Annotated in this window: 13 protein-coding genes; 4 read left to right on the plus strand and 9 right to left on the minus strand. The window is 71.3% G+C overall.

Features of this window, described 5'->3' with window-relative positions:
* The first annotated feature begins 14 nt into the window (after window positions 1-14).
* The gene (locus tag Pta02_RS37815) at window positions 15-3665 is read left to right on the plus strand and encodes an ATP-binding protein (protein WP_203879841.1); all 3651 of its coding nucleotides are present in this window, start codon (window positions 15-17) and stop codon (window positions 3663-3665) included.
* 79 nt (window positions 3666-3744) lie between these two features.
* Here Pta02_RS37815 and Pta02_RS37820 read toward each other — a convergent pair whose 3' ends face one another.
* From Pta02_RS37820 to Pta02_RS37855, 8 genes are all read right to left on the minus strand, one after another.
* Entirely contained in the window at window positions 3745-4905 is a 1161-nt protein-coding gene (locus Pta02_RS37820; protein ID WP_239131542.1) for a DUF418 domain-containing protein, read from the minus strand.
* A gap of 108 nt (window positions 4906-5013) precedes the next feature.
* A complete protein-coding gene (locus Pta02_RS37825; protein WP_203879842.1) occupies window positions 5014-5901 on the minus strand; it encodes an alpha/beta hydrolase in 888 nt (295 codons plus the stop codon).
* A 67-nt stretch (window positions 5902-5968) separates the two neighbouring features.
* Window positions 5969-7363 (minus strand): NAD(P)/FAD-dependent oxidoreductase, encoded by a 1395-nt coding sequence (locus tag Pta02_RS37830; protein ID WP_203879843.1) that lies wholly within the window; start codon window positions 7361-7363, stop codon window positions 5969-5971.
* 171 nt (window positions 7364-7534) lie between these two features.
* Complete coding sequence (locus Pta02_RS37835) at window positions 7535-8317, minus strand: ABC transporter permease (RefSeq protein ID WP_203879844.1); 783 nt, start codon at window positions 8315-8317, stop codon at window positions 7535-7537.
* Window positions 8314-9177, minus strand: a complete 864-nt coding sequence (locus Pta02_RS37840; RefSeq protein WP_203879845.1) for an ABC transporter permease — start codon at window positions 9175-9177, stop codon at window positions 8314-8316. Before Pta02_RS37840 ends, Pta02_RS37835 begins: the two co-directional genes overlap by 4 nt.
* A gap of 3 nt (window positions 9178-9180) precedes the next feature.
* Window positions 9181-10422 (minus strand): ABC transporter substrate-binding protein, encoded by a 1242-nt coding sequence (locus Pta02_RS37845; RefSeq protein WP_203879846.1) that lies wholly within the window; start codon window positions 10420-10422, stop codon window positions 9181-9183.
* Between the two features lie 8 nt (window positions 10423-10430).
* Entirely contained in the window at window positions 10431-11576 is a 1146-nt protein-coding gene (locus Pta02_RS37850) for an ABC transporter ATP-binding protein (RefSeq protein WP_203879847.1), read from the minus strand.
* A gap of 25 nt (window positions 11577-11601) precedes the next feature.
* On the minus strand, window positions 11602-13059 hold the full coding sequence (locus tag Pta02_RS37855) for a gamma-aminobutyraldehyde dehydrogenase (protein WP_203879848.1): 1458 nt from the start codon (window positions 13057-13059) through the stop codon (window positions 11602-11604).
* Window positions 13060-13253: 194 nt separating this feature from the next.
* On the opposite strand from Pta02_RS37855, the gene Pta02_RS37860 reads away from it, so the two are divergent.
* Complete coding sequence (locus Pta02_RS37860) at window positions 13254-13748, plus strand: Lrp/AsnC family transcriptional regulator (RefSeq protein WP_203879849.1); 495 nt, start codon at window positions 13254-13256, stop codon at window positions 13746-13748.
* A gap of 47 nt (window positions 13749-13795) precedes the next feature.
* On the opposite strand, the gene Pta02_RS37865 is transcribed toward Pta02_RS37860, so the two are convergent.
* Window positions 13796-14767 (minus strand): DivIVA domain-containing protein, encoded by a 972-nt coding sequence (locus Pta02_RS37865; protein ID WP_203879850.1) that lies wholly within the window; start codon window positions 14765-14767, stop codon window positions 13796-13798.
* 200 nt (window positions 14768-14967) lie between these two features.
* Here Pta02_RS37865 and Pta02_RS37870 point away from each other — a divergent pair, with 200 nt between their 5' ends.
* Window positions 14968-15678, plus strand: a complete 711-nt coding sequence (locus tag Pta02_RS37870; RefSeq protein WP_203879851.1) for an ABC transporter ATP-binding protein — start codon at window positions 14968-14970, stop codon at window positions 15676-15678.
* Window positions 15679-15722: 44 nt separating this feature from the next.
* Entirely contained in the window at window positions 15723-16394 is a 672-nt protein-coding gene (locus Pta02_RS37875; protein WP_203879852.1) for a hypothetical protein, read from the plus strand.
* Window positions 16395-16450: the final 56 nt, after the last annotated feature.

The raw sequence follows: 16450 nt of genomic DNA on the forward strand, positions 1-16450 counted from the left end.
CGGCGGTCGATGACATGCGAGCCCCGGCAGGTGACGAGGACGGGACGAGGACCGGGCTGGACTTCCGGATCCTGGGACCGCTGGAGGTCGCCGACGCCTCGGGAACGGTCCTCGACATCGGGTCCCGCAAGCAGCGCGCCGTCCTGATGCTCCTGCTGCTGAACGCCCCCCACGTCGTCCCCCTCGACCAGCTGATCGACCGGTTGTGGGCGGACGAGCCGCCCTCCAGTGCCACGGGAACGCTCCAGGCCTACATCTCCCAGCTCCGCCGGGTCCTCGAACCGCTGCGCAGCCCGCGCTCCCCGTCCCGGGTGCTGCGCACCCGCGAGCCCGGATACCTCCTGGACGTCACCGCCGCCCAGATCGACGCCGGCCGCTTCACCGCCGCGGCCGAGGCCGCCCACGCCGCGCTGGCCGGCGGCAGGCCCGGGGAGGTCGAGCGCATCCTGGGGCCCGCCCTGGCGCAGTGGCGCGGGGAGCCGCTGGCCGACTTCCCCGAGGACCCCTTCGCCCGCCCGGCCGCCGCCCGCCTCGTCGAGACGCGGCTGTCGGCGCTGTCGGTGCGGGCCGAGGCCCGCCTGGCCCTGGGGCGGCACGCCGAGGTGGTCGTCGAGGCCGAGCGCCTACTCACCCTCGACCCCTACCGCGAGGGCCTGTGGTCGCTGCTCATGCGCGCCCTGTACCGCGACCGCAGGCAGGCGGAGGCGCTGGCCGCCTACCAGCGCTGCCGCACGCTCCTGGGCGAGGAAGTCGGCCTCGACCCCGGCCCGCAACTGCGCCGCCTGGAGCAGGCGATCCTCGACCAGGACGAGTCGCTGGACGGCCCCTGGCCCCCCGCTGCCGCCGTCTCCGTTCCGGCTCCCTCCGTCGTCTCCCCCGTCCCCGTCTCCCCCGACGCTCCGGTCTGCGGCGTTCCAGCCCCCGATGCTCCGGCCCCCGGCCCCTCCGTCCCCGGCGGCTCGATCCCCCGCCCGGCTCCCGGCCCCGCGGGCGGCCTGCCCCGGCTCGTCGGCAGGGAACCGCACCTGCGCAGGATCGCCGAGCGCCTGGACGACGCCGGGCGCGGCAGGGGCGGCGTCCTGCTGATCGGCGGGGAGTCCGGGATCGGCAAGACCCGGCTGGCCGAGGCCGCAGCGGAGATGGCGGCCGAGCGCGGCCTCACCGCGGTGTGGAGCAGATGCGTCGAGGGCCGGGGAGCTCCGGCGTTCTGGCCGTGGATCCAGGTGCTGCAGGCACTGGGCGAAGGGCACGGCGGGCTGGAGGAGGTGCTCCACCGGCTGACCGGCGACGATCCGCTCAAGGGACCGTCCGGCGAACCGTCCGAGGAACCGTCCGGCGAACCACACGGCGGCGGCCGTACCGGCGCGGACGGCTCTCCCCCGGCGGTACCGCAGGACCGGACCCGGCAGGACCGGGCCCGGGAGGCCGTGGATCCCGACACCGCGCGCTTCCTGCTCTACGACGCCATCGCCGGGGCGCTGACCCGCCGTACGGCCGGCGCGCCCGTGCTGGTCCTCATGGAGGACATCCACTGGGCGGACGCCGCCTCCCTGAAGCTGCTGACCTTCCTCGGCGGCGACCTGCACCGCACGCCGCTGCTCGTGCTGGCGACCATGCGCCCCGAACCCGCCGGGCCGGACGAGCCCGCCGAGGCCCGGCAGGCGCTGACCGGCGCGCTGGGCGAGCTGACCCGGCAGCGCGGCACCGAACGGATGAACGTCACGGCCTTCACCGCCGAGCAGATCACCGACTATCTCGGCGGCGGCGATCCGGATCTCGCCCGCGCGCTGCGCGACCGCACCGGGGGCAACCCGTTCTTCCTGGGCGAGCTGCTGCGCCTGCTGTCCAGCGTGCACCCGCTGGACCGGGTGACCGCGGCCGACGTCGTCGCGCTGGCCGTGCCCGACGGGGTGCGCGACGTCATCACCCAGCGGGTCTCGCGACTGCCGGAGGACTCCCAGACGCTGCTGCGGGTCGCCGCGGTGATCGGCCGCGACGTCGACGCGGACGTGCTGGAGGCCGCCTCCGGGATCGGCGGCGCGCGGCTGATGATGCTGCTGGAACCGGCGGTGGCCACGGGCCTGCTGGCGGAGGTGGAGGGCGGCTGGGACTACCGCTTCTCGCACGCGCTGGTCCAGGAGGCGCTGTACGCGGGGCTGAGCCGCCTGCAGCGCGCGCAGCTGCACGGGCGGGTCGGCGAGGCGGCCGAGAGCCTGGCCCGGGGCGGCCTGGACGCCCGCCTGCCGGTGCTGGCCCACCACTTCGGCATGGCCGCGCGGGTCGGCTACGCCGCCAAGGCCGCCTCCTACGCGGCCCGGGCCGCCGCCCAGGCCGCGGCCCGGCTCGCCTACGACGAGGCGGTCATGTTCTGGGAGCAGGCGCTCGCCTGCCTCGACCCGTCCGCGCCGCAGGCGCCCTCCTCCCGCTGCTCGCTGCTGGTGGAGCTGGGCCGGGCCCGCCGGGTGACCGGTGACGTGGTCGGGGCGCGGGCGGCGCTGGACGAGGCGGTGACCCTGGCCACCGACCTGGGCGACGACGACGCGGTGATCGAGGCCGCGACGGTCTTCGGCGGGATCACGCTGTGGAACTGGCGCGCCTACGGGGTCGTGGACCGGCGGATGGTCGCCGTGCTGGAGGACCAGCTGTCCCGGCTGCCCGCCGGTCAGGAGAGCCGGCGGGCCGAGCTGCTGGGCACCCTCGGCGTGGAGCTGTACTACGGCGAGCGGCAGCGGGAGGGGCAGCGGTACGCCGCCGAGGCCGTCGCGCTGGCCCGCGGGATCGGGGACCCGCAGCTGCTGGCCCGCGCTCTGAACAACTTCATCATCGCGGCCTGGACGCCGGAGAACGACGAGGAGCGCTACCGGGCGGCCGAGGAGATCCTCACTCTGCCGGGCCTGGCCCGCGCCACCGAGATCATCGCCCGGATGCACCGCATGCCGGGTTATCTCAGGGCCGGCATGCTGGCCGACTTCGACGCCGAGCTCGCGCGCTGCCTGCGGCTGACCGCCGAGGTGCGCATGCCGGAGATCGAGACGCAGGTGACCTACGCCGCGGTCGGGCGGGCCATGCTCGACGGCGACTGGGACGAGGCCGACCGCCTGACCGCGGCCGCCACCGACGCCTACCGGCGCACCAGCCTGTGGGGGCCCGACGCCCTGAAGACGGCGTGCACGTTCTTCGCCGCGTGGGGACGGGGACGGCAGCCGGAGGGCCTGCTGGACCGGCTGATCGAGGCCGGGGACGACGACTCCGACCGGATGCTGCGCCCCACCGCCGTGCTGGCCGCCCTGGAGGCCGGGGACGAGGCCCTCGCCCACCGGCTGATCGACCGCTGGGGCGTCGCCATCGAGCGCGACTGGGCCTGGCAGTACACGGCCTGGCAGTGGGGGCTCGTCTCCGCCCGGATCGGCCGCCCCGACCCGCACGGCCTGCTGGAGGAGCTGACGCCGATCGCCTCCCAGCTGATGACGATGGGCACGGGCTGCGTCTCGTGGGGCGCGCTCGACGACGTCGTCGCACTGCTGCTGCGCCGTACGGGCCGGATCGAGGAGGCCCTGGCGCACGCGGAGCGGGCCGCCGGCGCCCACCGCCGCCTGGGTCTGCGGCATCTGGAGCGGCGCAGCGCCGAACTCGCCGGCGAGTTGCGCGGCGCGCTCCGGAGCTGATCCCCCTCCGCGCTCCGTCCCCCGCGCTCCGGACCTCGGCTCCGGAGCGCGGGGGACGGAACGCGGGGGGCGGCGCCGGTCAGCGGGAGGCGGAAGCGCGCTCCCCTTCCCGCCGCGAGCGCTGGGGCGCCCGGTAGGCCCACTGCCAGACCAGCTCCAGCGGCCCCCGGTCGTGGCGGCGCAGCCAGAGCGAGGCCAGCGTCATGAACAGCACGCAGATGACCGCCCAGGCGACCGGCACCCACCACGGCCGCAGCCCGTCCAGGCGCGCGGCCAGCCCGAGGCCCCAGCCGTAGCAGAGCACGGCCCCCGCCAGGTTCTGGAAGACGTAGCAGCTCAGCGCGGTCCGGCCGACGGCCGTCAGGCCCCGCCGCAGCGGGCCGGGGGCGCCGGACATCCGGTGGACGATCGCGGTGACCAGGCCGAGCAGGCCCAGGGCCACCAGCGGCGGCAGCAGGTAGCGGTCCACCAGGAACCAGCCCTCCCCGGCGAAGGAGGTCAGCAGGTTCAGCGGGGCGCCCACGCCGAGACCGAGGATCATGAGCCTGCGCCGGAGCGCGGCGCCCCGGCCGGAGTCCTCGAACACCCCGGCCCGCGTCAGCCGCGACCCGAGCAGGAACAGCACGACGCCCATCGGGATGATGAACACCGCCTCCAGCCGGTAGAGGCCGAACAGCTCGAACCGGGCGGCGACCTGCTCGCCGTAGCTCCCCTGGCTGAACAGCGTGCCCGGCGCGGAGGCCGGATCGGCCGCCGTGTCCTGCTGGGCCAGCAGGACGGCGGTGAGCAGGCCGATCGCCACCACGAAGGTCGAGCCCACTCCGATCATCCAGGCGCGCACGGCGCGGTCGCTGCGGCCGATCAGGTAGGCCACGATCATCGAGGTGATCGCGTAGCCCATCAGCACGTCGAACTCGAAGATCAGGAAATAGTGGATCAGCCCTTCGGCGAACAGCAGCGCGGCCCGCCACAGGTACCAGCCCGGCCAGGGGGTGCCGCGCCGCCGCGCCGAGCGGTACTGCAGCTCCAGCCCCACCCCGAACAGCAGCGTGAGCAGCGCCAGGAACTTTCCGTTGGTCAGGAATCTCAGGAAGCTCTCCACCGCGCCCGGCTGGGCCAGCGCGTCGAACACCGCGGCGGGCCCGCCGGGGTCGGTGAAGATCCAGATGTTGGTGCCCAGCGTGCCCATGATGGCCACACCCCTGAGCACGTCCAGAGCGTCGATGCGTCGGTCGGTCACTCCTCCACGATCGCGTCCCGACCGGCCCGGGACATCGGCACGCGGACCCAGACGGGCCGTACACCGATGGATGTACGGCCTCCGTCTCCGGACCGGTTCGGCCCGCGACTAAAGATGCTCGCCCAGGAAGGCGGTGACGGCCTCGACGGCCTGGGTGACGTACGGCTCGGCGTCGTAGAGGTCGATGTGCAGCCGGGCGTCCAGCCAGATGAGCTTCTTGGGCCCGTCGATGCGCTTGTAGGCCTCCTCGGCCCCCTCGGGCGAGCAGAAGCGGTCGACGACGCCGTGCACGATGAGCCCGGGCGTGGGTGACAGGAAGTCGGCGCCGGTCATGTTGTCCACGGTGACCAGCTCGCGGATCGAGGCCCGGGTGACCTCGTTGCGCCAGTGCGGGGAGGCGCCGCGCTCGGTGCCGTAGTAGGCGAACGGCTCGTCGCCCGGCATCGCGGCCTCCCCCTCCTCCGCGACGGCCGGGAGGTACTCCACCGGCCCTCCCCGGTCCTGGCGCTCCAGGATCTCGGTGAAGGAGGCCAGCGCTCCCCGGTAGCCCTGCGGCGACATCCCCGCGCGCATGGCGTAGGGGTTGTTGTAGGCGCCCGCGATCCCGGCGAAGGCCTTCACCCGCGGGTCGAAGGCGGCGAACCGCAGCGCGTAGCCCCCGCCCAGGCAGATCCCGACCGCGCCGATCCGCTCGCCGTCCACCTCGGGCCGGGCACGCAGCAGCGAGACCGCGGCCCGCAGGTCGTGCAGCTTGCCCTGCGGATCCTCGTGGCGGCGCGGCTGCCCGCCGGACTCGCCCCAGTTGCGGTGGTCGAAGGCCAGCGTCGCGTATCCGGCCTCGGCCAGCCGGGCCGCGTAGAGCCCGGTGACCTGGTCACGGGTGCCGGTGAACGGGCCGGTGAAGACCAGCGCCGGATGCGGCCCCGGTCCTCCGGGCACGCGCAGGTCTCCGACGAGCGTGATCCCGTCGGCGGTGAACTCAACCCTCTCGGTCATGCCCCCAAGTCTGTACGGCCCGCACCGGCGGCGCGAGCCGTACAGCCTCCGTGAGACGAACCGCCCGTTAGGAGTCGAACCCGAGACCCATCCGGTCCAGGGTGCGCAGCCACAGGTTGCGGCGGCCCTGGTTGAGGTCGGCCTGGGCGATCGACCACCGGGTCATCTGGATCCCGGCCGAGCGCACCGGTTCGGGCGGGAAGGGGATCGGCTTCTCCTTGACCATCCGCAGCTCGGTCCGCTCGGTCCGCTCGCCGCTCAGCAGGTCGAGCATGACGTTGGCGCCGAACCGGGTGGCCCCGACGCCCATGCCGGTGTATCCGGCGGCGTAGGCCAGGCGCCCGCCGTGCGAGGTGCCGTAGAACGCGCTGAAGCGGCTGCAGGTGTCGATCACCCCGCCCCACCGGTGGGTGAAGCGCAGGTCCGCCAGCTGGGGGAAGGTGGCGAAGAAGTGCTCGGCCAGCTTGACGAAGGTGGCGTCGCGCTGCTCGTACTCCGGCTTGATCTTCCCGCCGTTGTAGTAGACCGCGTCGTAGCCGCCCCACAGGATGCGGTTGTCCTCGGTCAGCCGGTAGTAGTGGAACTGGTTGGCCGAGTCGCCGACGCCCTGCCGGTTGCCCCAGCCGACCGAGGCCAGCTGCCCGGCCGAGAGCGGCTCGGTCATCAGCACGTAGTCGTAGACCGGCACCAGGAAGTGCCTGAGCCTGCGCAGCAGCGGCGGGAACACGCCGGTGCCGAGGGCGACCCTGGCGGCCCTGACGGAGCCGTACGGCGTGAGCAGGTCCAGGCCCGCCGGGGTGTCGCGCATGGTGCGCACCGGCGTGCGCTCGTGGATGCGCACGCCCAGCTCCAGGCAGGCCTGCCGCAGCCCCCAGGCCAGGCGGGCGGGGTCGAGCATGGCGCAGCCGTCGCGCTCCCACATCCCGCCGGCGTAGGTGGGCGAGTCCACCTCCGCGCGCACCTGCCCTGCGTCCATCATGTCGAGGCGGACGCCCAGCTCGCGGGCTATCTGCGAGCTCTCGTGCATCTCCTCCAGCTGCCACGGCTCGGTGGCCACGTGCAGCTCGCCGGTGCGCTCGTAGCCGCAGTCGATGCCGTAGCGGGCGACGGTCTCGCCGATCTCGTCGAGGTTGCGCAGGCCCATGTGCTCCAGCGCGGAGATCTCCTCGGGCCAGCGCTCCAGCCCGTTGGCGATGCCGTGGGTCAGGGTCGCCATCGCGAAGCCGCCGTTGCGGCCGGAGGCCGCCCAGCCGATCCTGCGCCCTTCGAGCAGGACCACGTCGAGCGACGGGTCGCGCTCCTTGGCCATCAGGGCCGTCCACAGCCCCGAGAAGCCGCCGCCGACCACCGCGAGGTCGGCGGTCGTGTTTCCGAAGAGCCGCGCCTGCGACTCGGGTTTCGCCGGACTGTCCAGCCAGTACGGCTTGCGCTCCGCATCAGTCAGTGCCTTCAGCGGATCCACAATCTCACTTCCCAACGTGAGTCTTGAAAAAGCTCTCTTGATTTGATTGCTCGATCAGTCAGTTGAACGAGCGCGGGTTCCCCCCGCCTCTTTCCGATCTCGCCTCCCTGTTCCTTGCTCGCGATGTACGCCGCGGGGCCCGCGCCGTACGGCGCGGGCCCCGCGGCGTCCTCAGGTGCGGCGCCGGCTCGCGATCGCGTTGCCGATCGCGATGGCGACTCCGATGCCGAAGATGAGTGTGCCCATCACATTGACCTGCGGCGGGATGCCCACCTTGACCGAGCCGATGATCCACAGCGGGAACGTCAGCGTGGAGCCGTTGACGAAGCTCGTCACGACGTAGTCGTCGATGGACAGCGCGAAGGCCAGCAACGCCCCGGCGAACACGGCGGGCATGATCGCCGGCAGCGTCACCAGGCGGAACGTGGTCCACGTGCCCGCACCCAGGTCCCTGGCGGCCTCCTCCAGCGAGGGATCCAGCCCGACCACCCGGGCGCGTACCGTCACCACCACGAAGGACAGCGAGAACAGCACGTGCGCGATGGTGATGGTGAGCAGGCCCCGCGGGGTGTTCCCCGAGACGAACAGCGACAGCAGCGAGGCTCCCATGACCAGCTCGGGCGTCGAGATCGCCGCGAAGACCAGGAAGTTGCTCATCCCCTTGCCGCGGAAGCGGTAGCGCCCCAGGGCCAGGCCCAGGAGGGTGCCGATCACGGTGGTCAGCACGGTGCTGATCACCGCGATCTCCAGGGAGTTGACCAGCGCGCCGGTGAGCGAGCCGTCGGCGAACAGCTCGCCGTACCACCGCAGTGTGAAGCCCTGCCAGGAGGTGTTGGACTTGCTCTGCTTGTCGTTGAAGCCGAACAGGATCATCACGGCGATCGGCGCGGTGAGCCACGCGATGATCAGCCATGTGTAGACGTGCAGGAGCCGGTCGCCGAGTCTGCCTCTCATCGGGCCGCCGCCTCCAGCACGTTCTCGGTGCCGAGCGACCGCGCGTAGACGAAGATGCCCACCAGCAGCACCGCCATCAGCGTGAACGACAGCGCCGACGCGGTCGGGTAGTCGTTGTTGGTCAGATACTCGGTCTGGATGATGTTGCCGATCATCGTGTTGCCGGTGCCGCCCAGGATGCGGGCGTTGACCGGGTCGGCCGTGGCCGGCACGAAGGTCATCAGCACGCCCGCGAAGACGCCCGGCAGCGACAGCGGCAGCACCACCTTGCGGAAGGCCGCCCACCGTGAGGCGTACAGGTCGTAGGCGGCCTCGACGACCCTCGGGTCCACCCGCTCCAGCGCCACGTAGATCGGCAGCACCATGAACGGCAGGAAGTTGTAGACCAGGCCGCCGATCACCGCCACGTCCGTGGCCAGCACGTGGAAGTCCCCGGGCAGCAGCCCCGCCGACTTCAGCGGCCCGAACAGGATGCCGTCGTCGGCCAGCAGGAAGCCCCAGGAGATCGTGCGCAGCACGAAGGACACGAAGAACGGCAGCAGCAGCAGGAACAGGTACATCGACTTGCGCCTGCCGCCCTTGAAGGCGATCCAGTACGCCATCGGGTAGGCCAGCACCAGCATGATCAGCGTGGCGATCCCGCCGTAGATCAGCGACCTGATCAACTGCGTGTGGTACTGCCCGACGGCCTTGGCGTAGTTGGAGAAGCTGAAGGTCTGCTGGAACCCTTCGAGGAGGTTGCCGGTCGTCAGCGAGACCGAGGCCATGGCGGCGATCGGGACCACGAAGAAGATCGCGAACCAGATCCAGGCCGGCAGGGCCAGCAGGTACGGCGCGGCCGCCGCTCTGACTTTTCTCATCCGCTAGCCCTGCGTGACGGCCTGGAACATGCTCTCGAAGGCCTCCTGTTCGGCGGGCGTGGAGGGCGTGACGTAGGTGTGCAGCTTGGCGTAGTCGGCCTCGGTCGGGAAGATCAGCGGGCTCTCGATCATCGCCTCCAGGGCCTCCTTGTCCTCACCCTTCAGCCCGGCGGCCTTGGTGGACAGCAGGTCCTTCACCGCGGGCACCGGCGTGACGTACTGGATGTACTCCGTCAGCTCGGCGGCGATCTCGGGCTTGTAGAGATAGTCCATCAGCATGAGCGCGTCGACCGGGTTGGCCGCGCCCTTGGGGATCATCATGTTGTCGGTCCAGATGGTGCCGCCCTCCTCGGGCACCACGAACGCGACCGGCTCCCCGGCGAGCTGGCGCTGGAAGACGTCGCCCGACCAGCCCATGGTCAGCCACACGTCTCCCTTGGAGACCGCGTCGATGTAGTCCTGGTCGTAGTACTTGCGGACGATGCCGTCCTCGCGCTGCTTCTGGAGCATCGCGGCGGCCTTGTCCCAGTCGGCCCTGGTGGACTGCTCCGGCGCCACGCCGAGCGCGAGCAGGCCGTAGTTGGCGATCTCCTGGGAGTCGGCCATCATGCCGACCTTGCCCTTGTACTTGGGATCGAACAGCGCCTGGATGCTCTTGATCGGGTCCTTGACGTACTTGGTGTTGTACGCGATCCCGGTCATGCCCGAGGTGTAGGGGATGGAGTAGGTGTTGTTCGGGTCGTAGGCCGGGTTCTTGTACTTCGCCCCGGCGTTGGCGGCGAAGTTCGGCAGCTGCTTGTGGTCCAGCGCCACCAGATAGCCCAGGGCCTGCATCTTGGCGAACTGCGTGCCGTTGGTCATCACGATGATGTCGTAGCCCAGCGGCTGCCCGGCCCGCAGCTGCGGCTCGGCCTTGCCGAAGAAGGAGGCGTTCTCCTCGATGACCTCGAGGTACTCGACCGTGATGCCGGTCTCCTGCTCGAACTTCTTCAGCGGCCCGCGGTCCTCGGGCATGTACTCCGGCCAGTTGGCGAAGACGACCTTGCCGTTCTTCTTCTTGCCGGCCCAGAAGTCGGCCACCTCGGAGGGCTTGGGGGCGGCCTTCTGCTGGCCCTGGACGCCGCAGGCGCTCAGGGCGAGCCCGGCGGCGGAGAGGCCGGTCAGGCGGAAGACGTCCCGCCGGCTGACGGAGCGGCTCCGGGTCATGCCGCGGAGGAAGGCGGGGGAGGTGCGCGGGTCGTGCATGGAGGGGCTCAACTTCCGATCGCGTACGAGTGGTGCGGCTGCCACGACAACCACACGGCGTCGCCACGCTCCGCCGTGCTGCTGCTGTCGAGCGCATTCTGCTGGAAGACGGTGACCTCGGCGCCGTCGGCGAGGCGCACCGCGTAACTGTTGTACAACCCCAGGTAGACCACCTCGGACACGGTGCCGCGCACGGCGCTGATGTCCCCGGACGGCTCCTCGGTGGAGATCGTGATCTTCTCGGGCCGGACGGTCACCGAGATCGGGTCCCCCGCCCGCTGTGACGCCTCCGCCACCAGGACCCGCCCGTGCTCGCCCAGCTTCAGTACGGCGCACCCGGACTCGACCCGGTCCACGGCGCCGCTCAGCAGGTTGGAGGTGCCGATGAAGCCGGCCACGAAGGCGGTGGCCGGGCGCTCGTAGATCTCGCGGGGCGCGGCGAGCTGCTCGACCAGGCCGTCGTTCATCACCGCGATGCGGTCGCTCATGGTGAGCGCCTCGCTCTGGTCGTGGGTGACGTAGACGAACGTGATGCCGACCTCGCGCTGGATGCGCTTGAGCTCGATCTGCATGGCCTGGCGGAGCTTGAGGTCCAGGGCGCCCAGCGGCTCGTCCAGCAGGAGCGCGCGGGGCCGGTTGACCAGGGCGCGGGCCAGGGCCACCCGCTGCTGCTGGCCGCCTGACATCTCCCGGGGGCGGCGCTTCTCGCGCCCGCCGAGGTCCACGATCTCCAGCATCTCGCCGACGCGCCGCCTGATCTCGGCCTCGGCGACCTTCCTGCGCCGCAGGCCGAAGGCCACGTTCTCCCAGACGCTCATGTGGGGGAAGAGCGCGTAGGACTGGAACACCATGTTCACGTCGCGTTTGTTGGGCGGGACGTTCGTCACGTCCTGGCCGAGCAGCCGCACGACGCCGCGCGTGGGTTCCTCGAACCCGGCCACCATGCGCATGGTGGTCGTCTTGCCGCAACCGGACGGGCCGAGGAGCGAGAAGAACTCGCCCTCGGCGATCGCCAGGGTGACTCCCTTGACCGCCTGGACGACCTCACCGTGGGCGAGATACTCCTTGACGACCCCGTCGAGCTCGATGGCGGGCACCTGTGGTGCGCCGGAGGCGGCCGCGGCCGCCTCCGTGCCCGCCTGGATTTCGGTCATACCAGGCTTGTTCCTCTGTTCGCGGCTATTCGCCGATGTAGTGCATGACGTGCTTGACGCGCAGGTAGTCGTGCAGACCGAAGACCGACAGGTCCTTGCCGTAGCCGGAGTGCTTGAACCCGCCGTGCGGCATCTCGGACACGAACGGGATGTGGGTGTTGACCCACACCACGCCGAAGTCCAGCTTCTTCGACATCCGCATCGCCCTGCCGTGGTCGGAGGTCCACACCGAACCCGACAGACCGTACTTGACGCCGTTGGCCTTGGCGACCGCGTCGGCCTCGTCGGAGAACGTCTGGACGGTGATGACCGGGCCGAAGACCTCGTTCTGCACCATCTCGTCGTCCTGCTGGAGGCCGTCGACGACGGTCGGGGCGAAGAAGTAGCCCTTGTCGCCGATCCGGTGGCCGCCGGTCAGGACCTTGGCGTGACCGGGGACCCGCTCGAAGAAGCCGGCGACGCGCTCCAGCTGGCCGGCGTTGTTGAGCGGGCCGTACAGCGCCTCCTCGTCCGAGAGGTCGCCGGTCCTGGTGTTCGCGGCGGCCTCGACGAGCGCGGCGGCGAACTCGTCGTGGACGTTCTCGTGGACCAGCACGCGGCAGGCGGCGGTGCAGTCCTGGCCGGCGTTGTACAGGCCCGCGGTGGCGATGGCCTCGGCGGCGGCCTTGAGGTCCTTGACGTCGTCGAAGACGACGACCGGGGCCTTGCCGCCGAGCTCCAGGTGGACCCGCTTGAGGTCGTCGGCCGCGCTCTTGGCCACGGCCATGCCCGCGCCGACCGAGCCGGTGATCGCGACCATCGCGGCGGTCGGGTGGCCCACGACCAGGGCGCCGGTCTCGCGGTCGCCGACGACGACGTTGAAGACGCCCTTCGGCAGCACCTCACCCATGATCTCGGCCAGCTTGACCGTGGAGACCGGGGTGGTGTCGGACGGCTTGAGCACGACGGTGTTGCCCGCGGCCAGCGCCGGGGCGATCTTCCACACGGCCATCATCATCGGGTAGTTCCACGGCGTGACCTGGCCCACGACGCCGATCGGCTCGTGCCGGATGACGGAGGTGTGGTCGGCCAGGAACTCGCCCGAGGTCGGTCCCTCAAGGGTGCGGGCGGCGCCGGCGAAGAAGCGGAAGTGGTCGGCGGCCACCGGCGTCTCGTCCTCGGCCATGCGGGCACGCGGCTTGCCGGTGTTGCGGCACTCGGCCTCGTTCAGCTCCTCGGCCCGCGCCTCGATCGCGTCGGCGACCTTCAGCAGCAGGTTGGCGCGTTCGCCCGGCGTGGTCTGGCTCCAGCTCTCGAACGCGGCGGCCGCGGCGGCGTAGGCCGCCTCGACGTCCTCCGCGCCGGAGATCGGCGCCCGGAGGTAGGCCTCTCCGGTGCACGGGTCGATGACGTCGGAGAACCTGGCACTCTTGGCGTCCGCCAACTCGCCGTTGACGTAGTTTCGAAGACGGGTGAGCTCAGAGTTCTCAACCGGGGTGGTCATCGTCGACCTCCTAGAGCATGGGGGCTGAGTTGTCGCGACTCTTACAGAGCAACAGGCTCGCGACAAGGGATTTCGTTGTGAAGATACCAAATTGCTACGGAATCGCTTGACAGAGCGGTCAGAACTGACAACATGTCGCATCGGAGATGCAACATGACGGCTACAGCCCCGAAACATGACGCCAGGGAGCGCGGATGACGACGCCGCCCAAGGTCCGCCGTGACACCGACGCCAAGTCCGGCACCGTCGTCCTCGACGAGATCTCCAAGCGGATCATCGAGGAGCTGCAGTCCGACGGGCGCAAGCCGTACGCGGCGATCGGCAAGGCCGTGGGCCTGTCCGAGGCCGCCGTCCGCCAGCGGGTCCAGCGCCTGCTCGACGCGGGCGTCATGCAGATCGTCGCGGTCACCGACCCGCTGACCCTGGGCTTCTCCCGCCAGGCGATGATCGGCATCAAGTGCGAGGGCGACCTGGAAGAGGTGGCCGACGAGCTGTCGGCCATCGCGGAGATCGACTATGTCGTGCTGACCGCCGGGTCCCTCGACATCATGGTCGAGGTGGTGTGCGAGAGCGACCAGCACCTGCTGGAGATCCTGGGCAAGATCCGCGCCATCCCGACCGTGCGCGCGACCGAGACGTTCGTCTATCTCAAGCTGCACAAGCAGACCTACTCCTGGGGCACCCGCTGACGCACCCGCGGGATTCCCGCCGAGACCCTCCGGGGCGCCCGGCGGTCTCATCGGCCGAGGTGTTCTTCCAGGACCCCGGCCATCTCCGCGAGGAACGCGTCCACCTGGCCCACGGAGTAGCCGGGCTTGAACATGACCGTGGCGAACCTGGCCTCCCGCACGTCCCCGGGCGTGAGCGGCTGCTCGGTGGTCCCGCGCAGGGTCGCCACGAGCCGGTCGAGGAAGACGTCGACCTCTCCCTCGTTGTAGCCCATGCCCAGCCGCCCGGGCCGGAAGGCGACCTGCTCCACCCTGAGCGCCTGCCGCTCGCGCTCGGCGAGCGTGATGCCGACCGGCATCGGAGGCTTGGGCCAGGGGTCGAGCGGCCGTTCCTCGTACGACTGCTCCTGGTACGGCTGCTCCCGATGGGGCTGTTCCCGGTGCGGCTCCTGGTGGGACTGCTGGTGGGGCTGTTCCTGGAGCGGCTCCTGATGCGACTCCTGGAACGGCTCCCGGTACGGCTCCTCCTCGGCGGGTCCCTCCGCTCCGGCGGCGTGCTCCTCGCCGCCGTGCGCCACGGCCGCCCGCCCCTCGTCGGCGGGGCCGTCCCCGCGCGCCGGCTCGGCGCCCACGGCCGCCGGGGGCCGCGCCGCGACGGGACCCGGCCGCTCCGGTGCGACGGGACCGGGACCGGGTCGCTCCGGTGCGGCGAGATCGGGATCGGGCCAGCCGGGCGAGGGTGTCCCGGACGCGACGGAGCGCGCCACGCCGTTCCCCGATCCGGGCGGGGAGGTCCGAGTCGCCACCGTCCGCGCCTGCGCCGCGTGCAGCTCCGCGAACCTGGTCTCCACCGCCACGATGAAGGCCTCCAGCGCGAAGTCCACCGCGGTCTCGTTGTAGCCGCCCAGTTTGGTGCGGAAGCGCGCGTCGCGGATCTCGTCGGCGGTGATCGGCTCTCCGACCAGCGTGCCCCGGCCGAGGGTGCCCTCGATGCGACGGATCAGTGCGTCCACCTGGTCCGGGTCATATCCGGAACGCACGCCCAGCACCCGTGGAAAGCGGTTCAAAACCCCGCGTCCTTTCCATTCCCTGTGTGACATCTCATTCTGAAGGGCCGTACCCGGTAAAGCGAGTAACGGTGACGGCTCGATCCGGCGACGACAACGATCACAGTGGCGACGGCGGGGACGTCTCCGGCGGGACAGCGGCGCCGATCACGGCGAGGTAGGGTGGCGGACCTATGCGGCTCTCCGAGGTGTCCTTCCGATACTCCCGCCGCGGCCCGTGGATCCTCCAGGACGTCGAACTCGCGCTCGGCGCCGGGTCCGTCGTGGAGGTCACCGGCCGCAACGGGGCCGGCAAGTCGACGCTCCTGCGCCTGCTGGCCGGGATCGTCCCCCCGACCCGGGGCGCGATCACCGACCGGCCCCCGGTCGTCGGCTACGCCCCCGACGTCTTCCCCGTCGACCAGCCGTTCACCGTCTCCGCCTACCTCGCGCAGATGTCCCGGATCCGGGGCGTGCCGGCCGCCTCCGGTACGGCCCTGGCCGAGCGGCTGAACGCCTCCCACCTGCTCGGCCAGCCGCTCGGCGACCTGTCCAAGGGCAGCGCGCAGAAGGTGGGGCTGATCCAGTCGCTGCTGGCGCCGCCCGGCCTGCTGATCCTCGACGAGCCGTTCTCCGGCCTCGACGAGCAGACCAGGACCGAGCTTCCGCAGATCATCGAGGAGGTCGCCTCCGCCGGCGGCGCCGTCGTGGTCAGCGACCACCAGAACCAGCTGCGCAGCTTCCCCGGCGCCGATCACTGGCTGGTCGAGGAGGGCGCGGTCGCCGCCCGGAACGGCGAGCGGGTGCGGCGCACGGTCATCGAGGTGATCGTCGAGGCCGACGACGCCGACGAGGTCGAACAGAAGCTCCGCGCCGACGGCTACACCACCAGGCGGGCCACATGAGGCGCGGCGGCGCGGACGCGCTCCGCGGCGCGAGGAGACCTTCGGTGATCCGTCTCACGCGGTTCAAACTGGCCGCCTACGCCAGGTCCCACCGGTTGCTGCAGCCGGTGATCGGGCTGTTCACGATGATGCTGATCTTCTACTCGTCGGTGATCCCCGACGGCAAGCAGCTGACCTCCTACGCCGACTCGGCCGGGCTGCTGATCGTCGTCTTCGCCTGGGCCGCCCGGGGCCTGCTCGACACCGAGCCCGCGGCGCAGCGGCTGATCTCGATGACCGCGGCCGGGAGCCCCCGCAAGGAGATCGGCGCCGGACTGCTGGCGGCGCTGACCGTCAACCTCGGCCTGGCGGCGATCGCGATCGCCCTGCCGCTGATCCACGGCTTCGCCGCCGTCCCTCCGGCCGGCGACATCGCCAGAGGCGTCGTGCTACACCTGCTCGGCCTCGGCGCCGGCACCGCCCTCGGCGCGCTGACCAGCAAGCCGATCATGCCCTCCCCCGCCACGTCGATGCTGGTTCTGTTCGGCGGCTACGTGATGCTGCTGCTGATCAGCCTCACCCCGATCGGCTCGTTCACCGTGCCGGTCATGCCCTGGATGCGCGCGGCCAACGCCGGCACCCTCGACGAGATCCTGCTGCCCGTCACGGCCGCCACTCTCCTGTGGTCCGCCGCCGGCGCCCTCGCCTACCTCCGCCTCCGCCGTACCCGCCCCTAGAAGATCACTGAAAATCTTGGCGTGCCGTGGGCTGGGCTGGATCGTCAGGCGGGCTT

The organism is Paraplanobispora takensis, assembly GCF_016863195.1.
Lineage (GTDB): Bacteria > Actinomycetota > Actinomycetes > Streptosporangiales > Streptosporangiaceae > Planobispora > Planobispora takensis.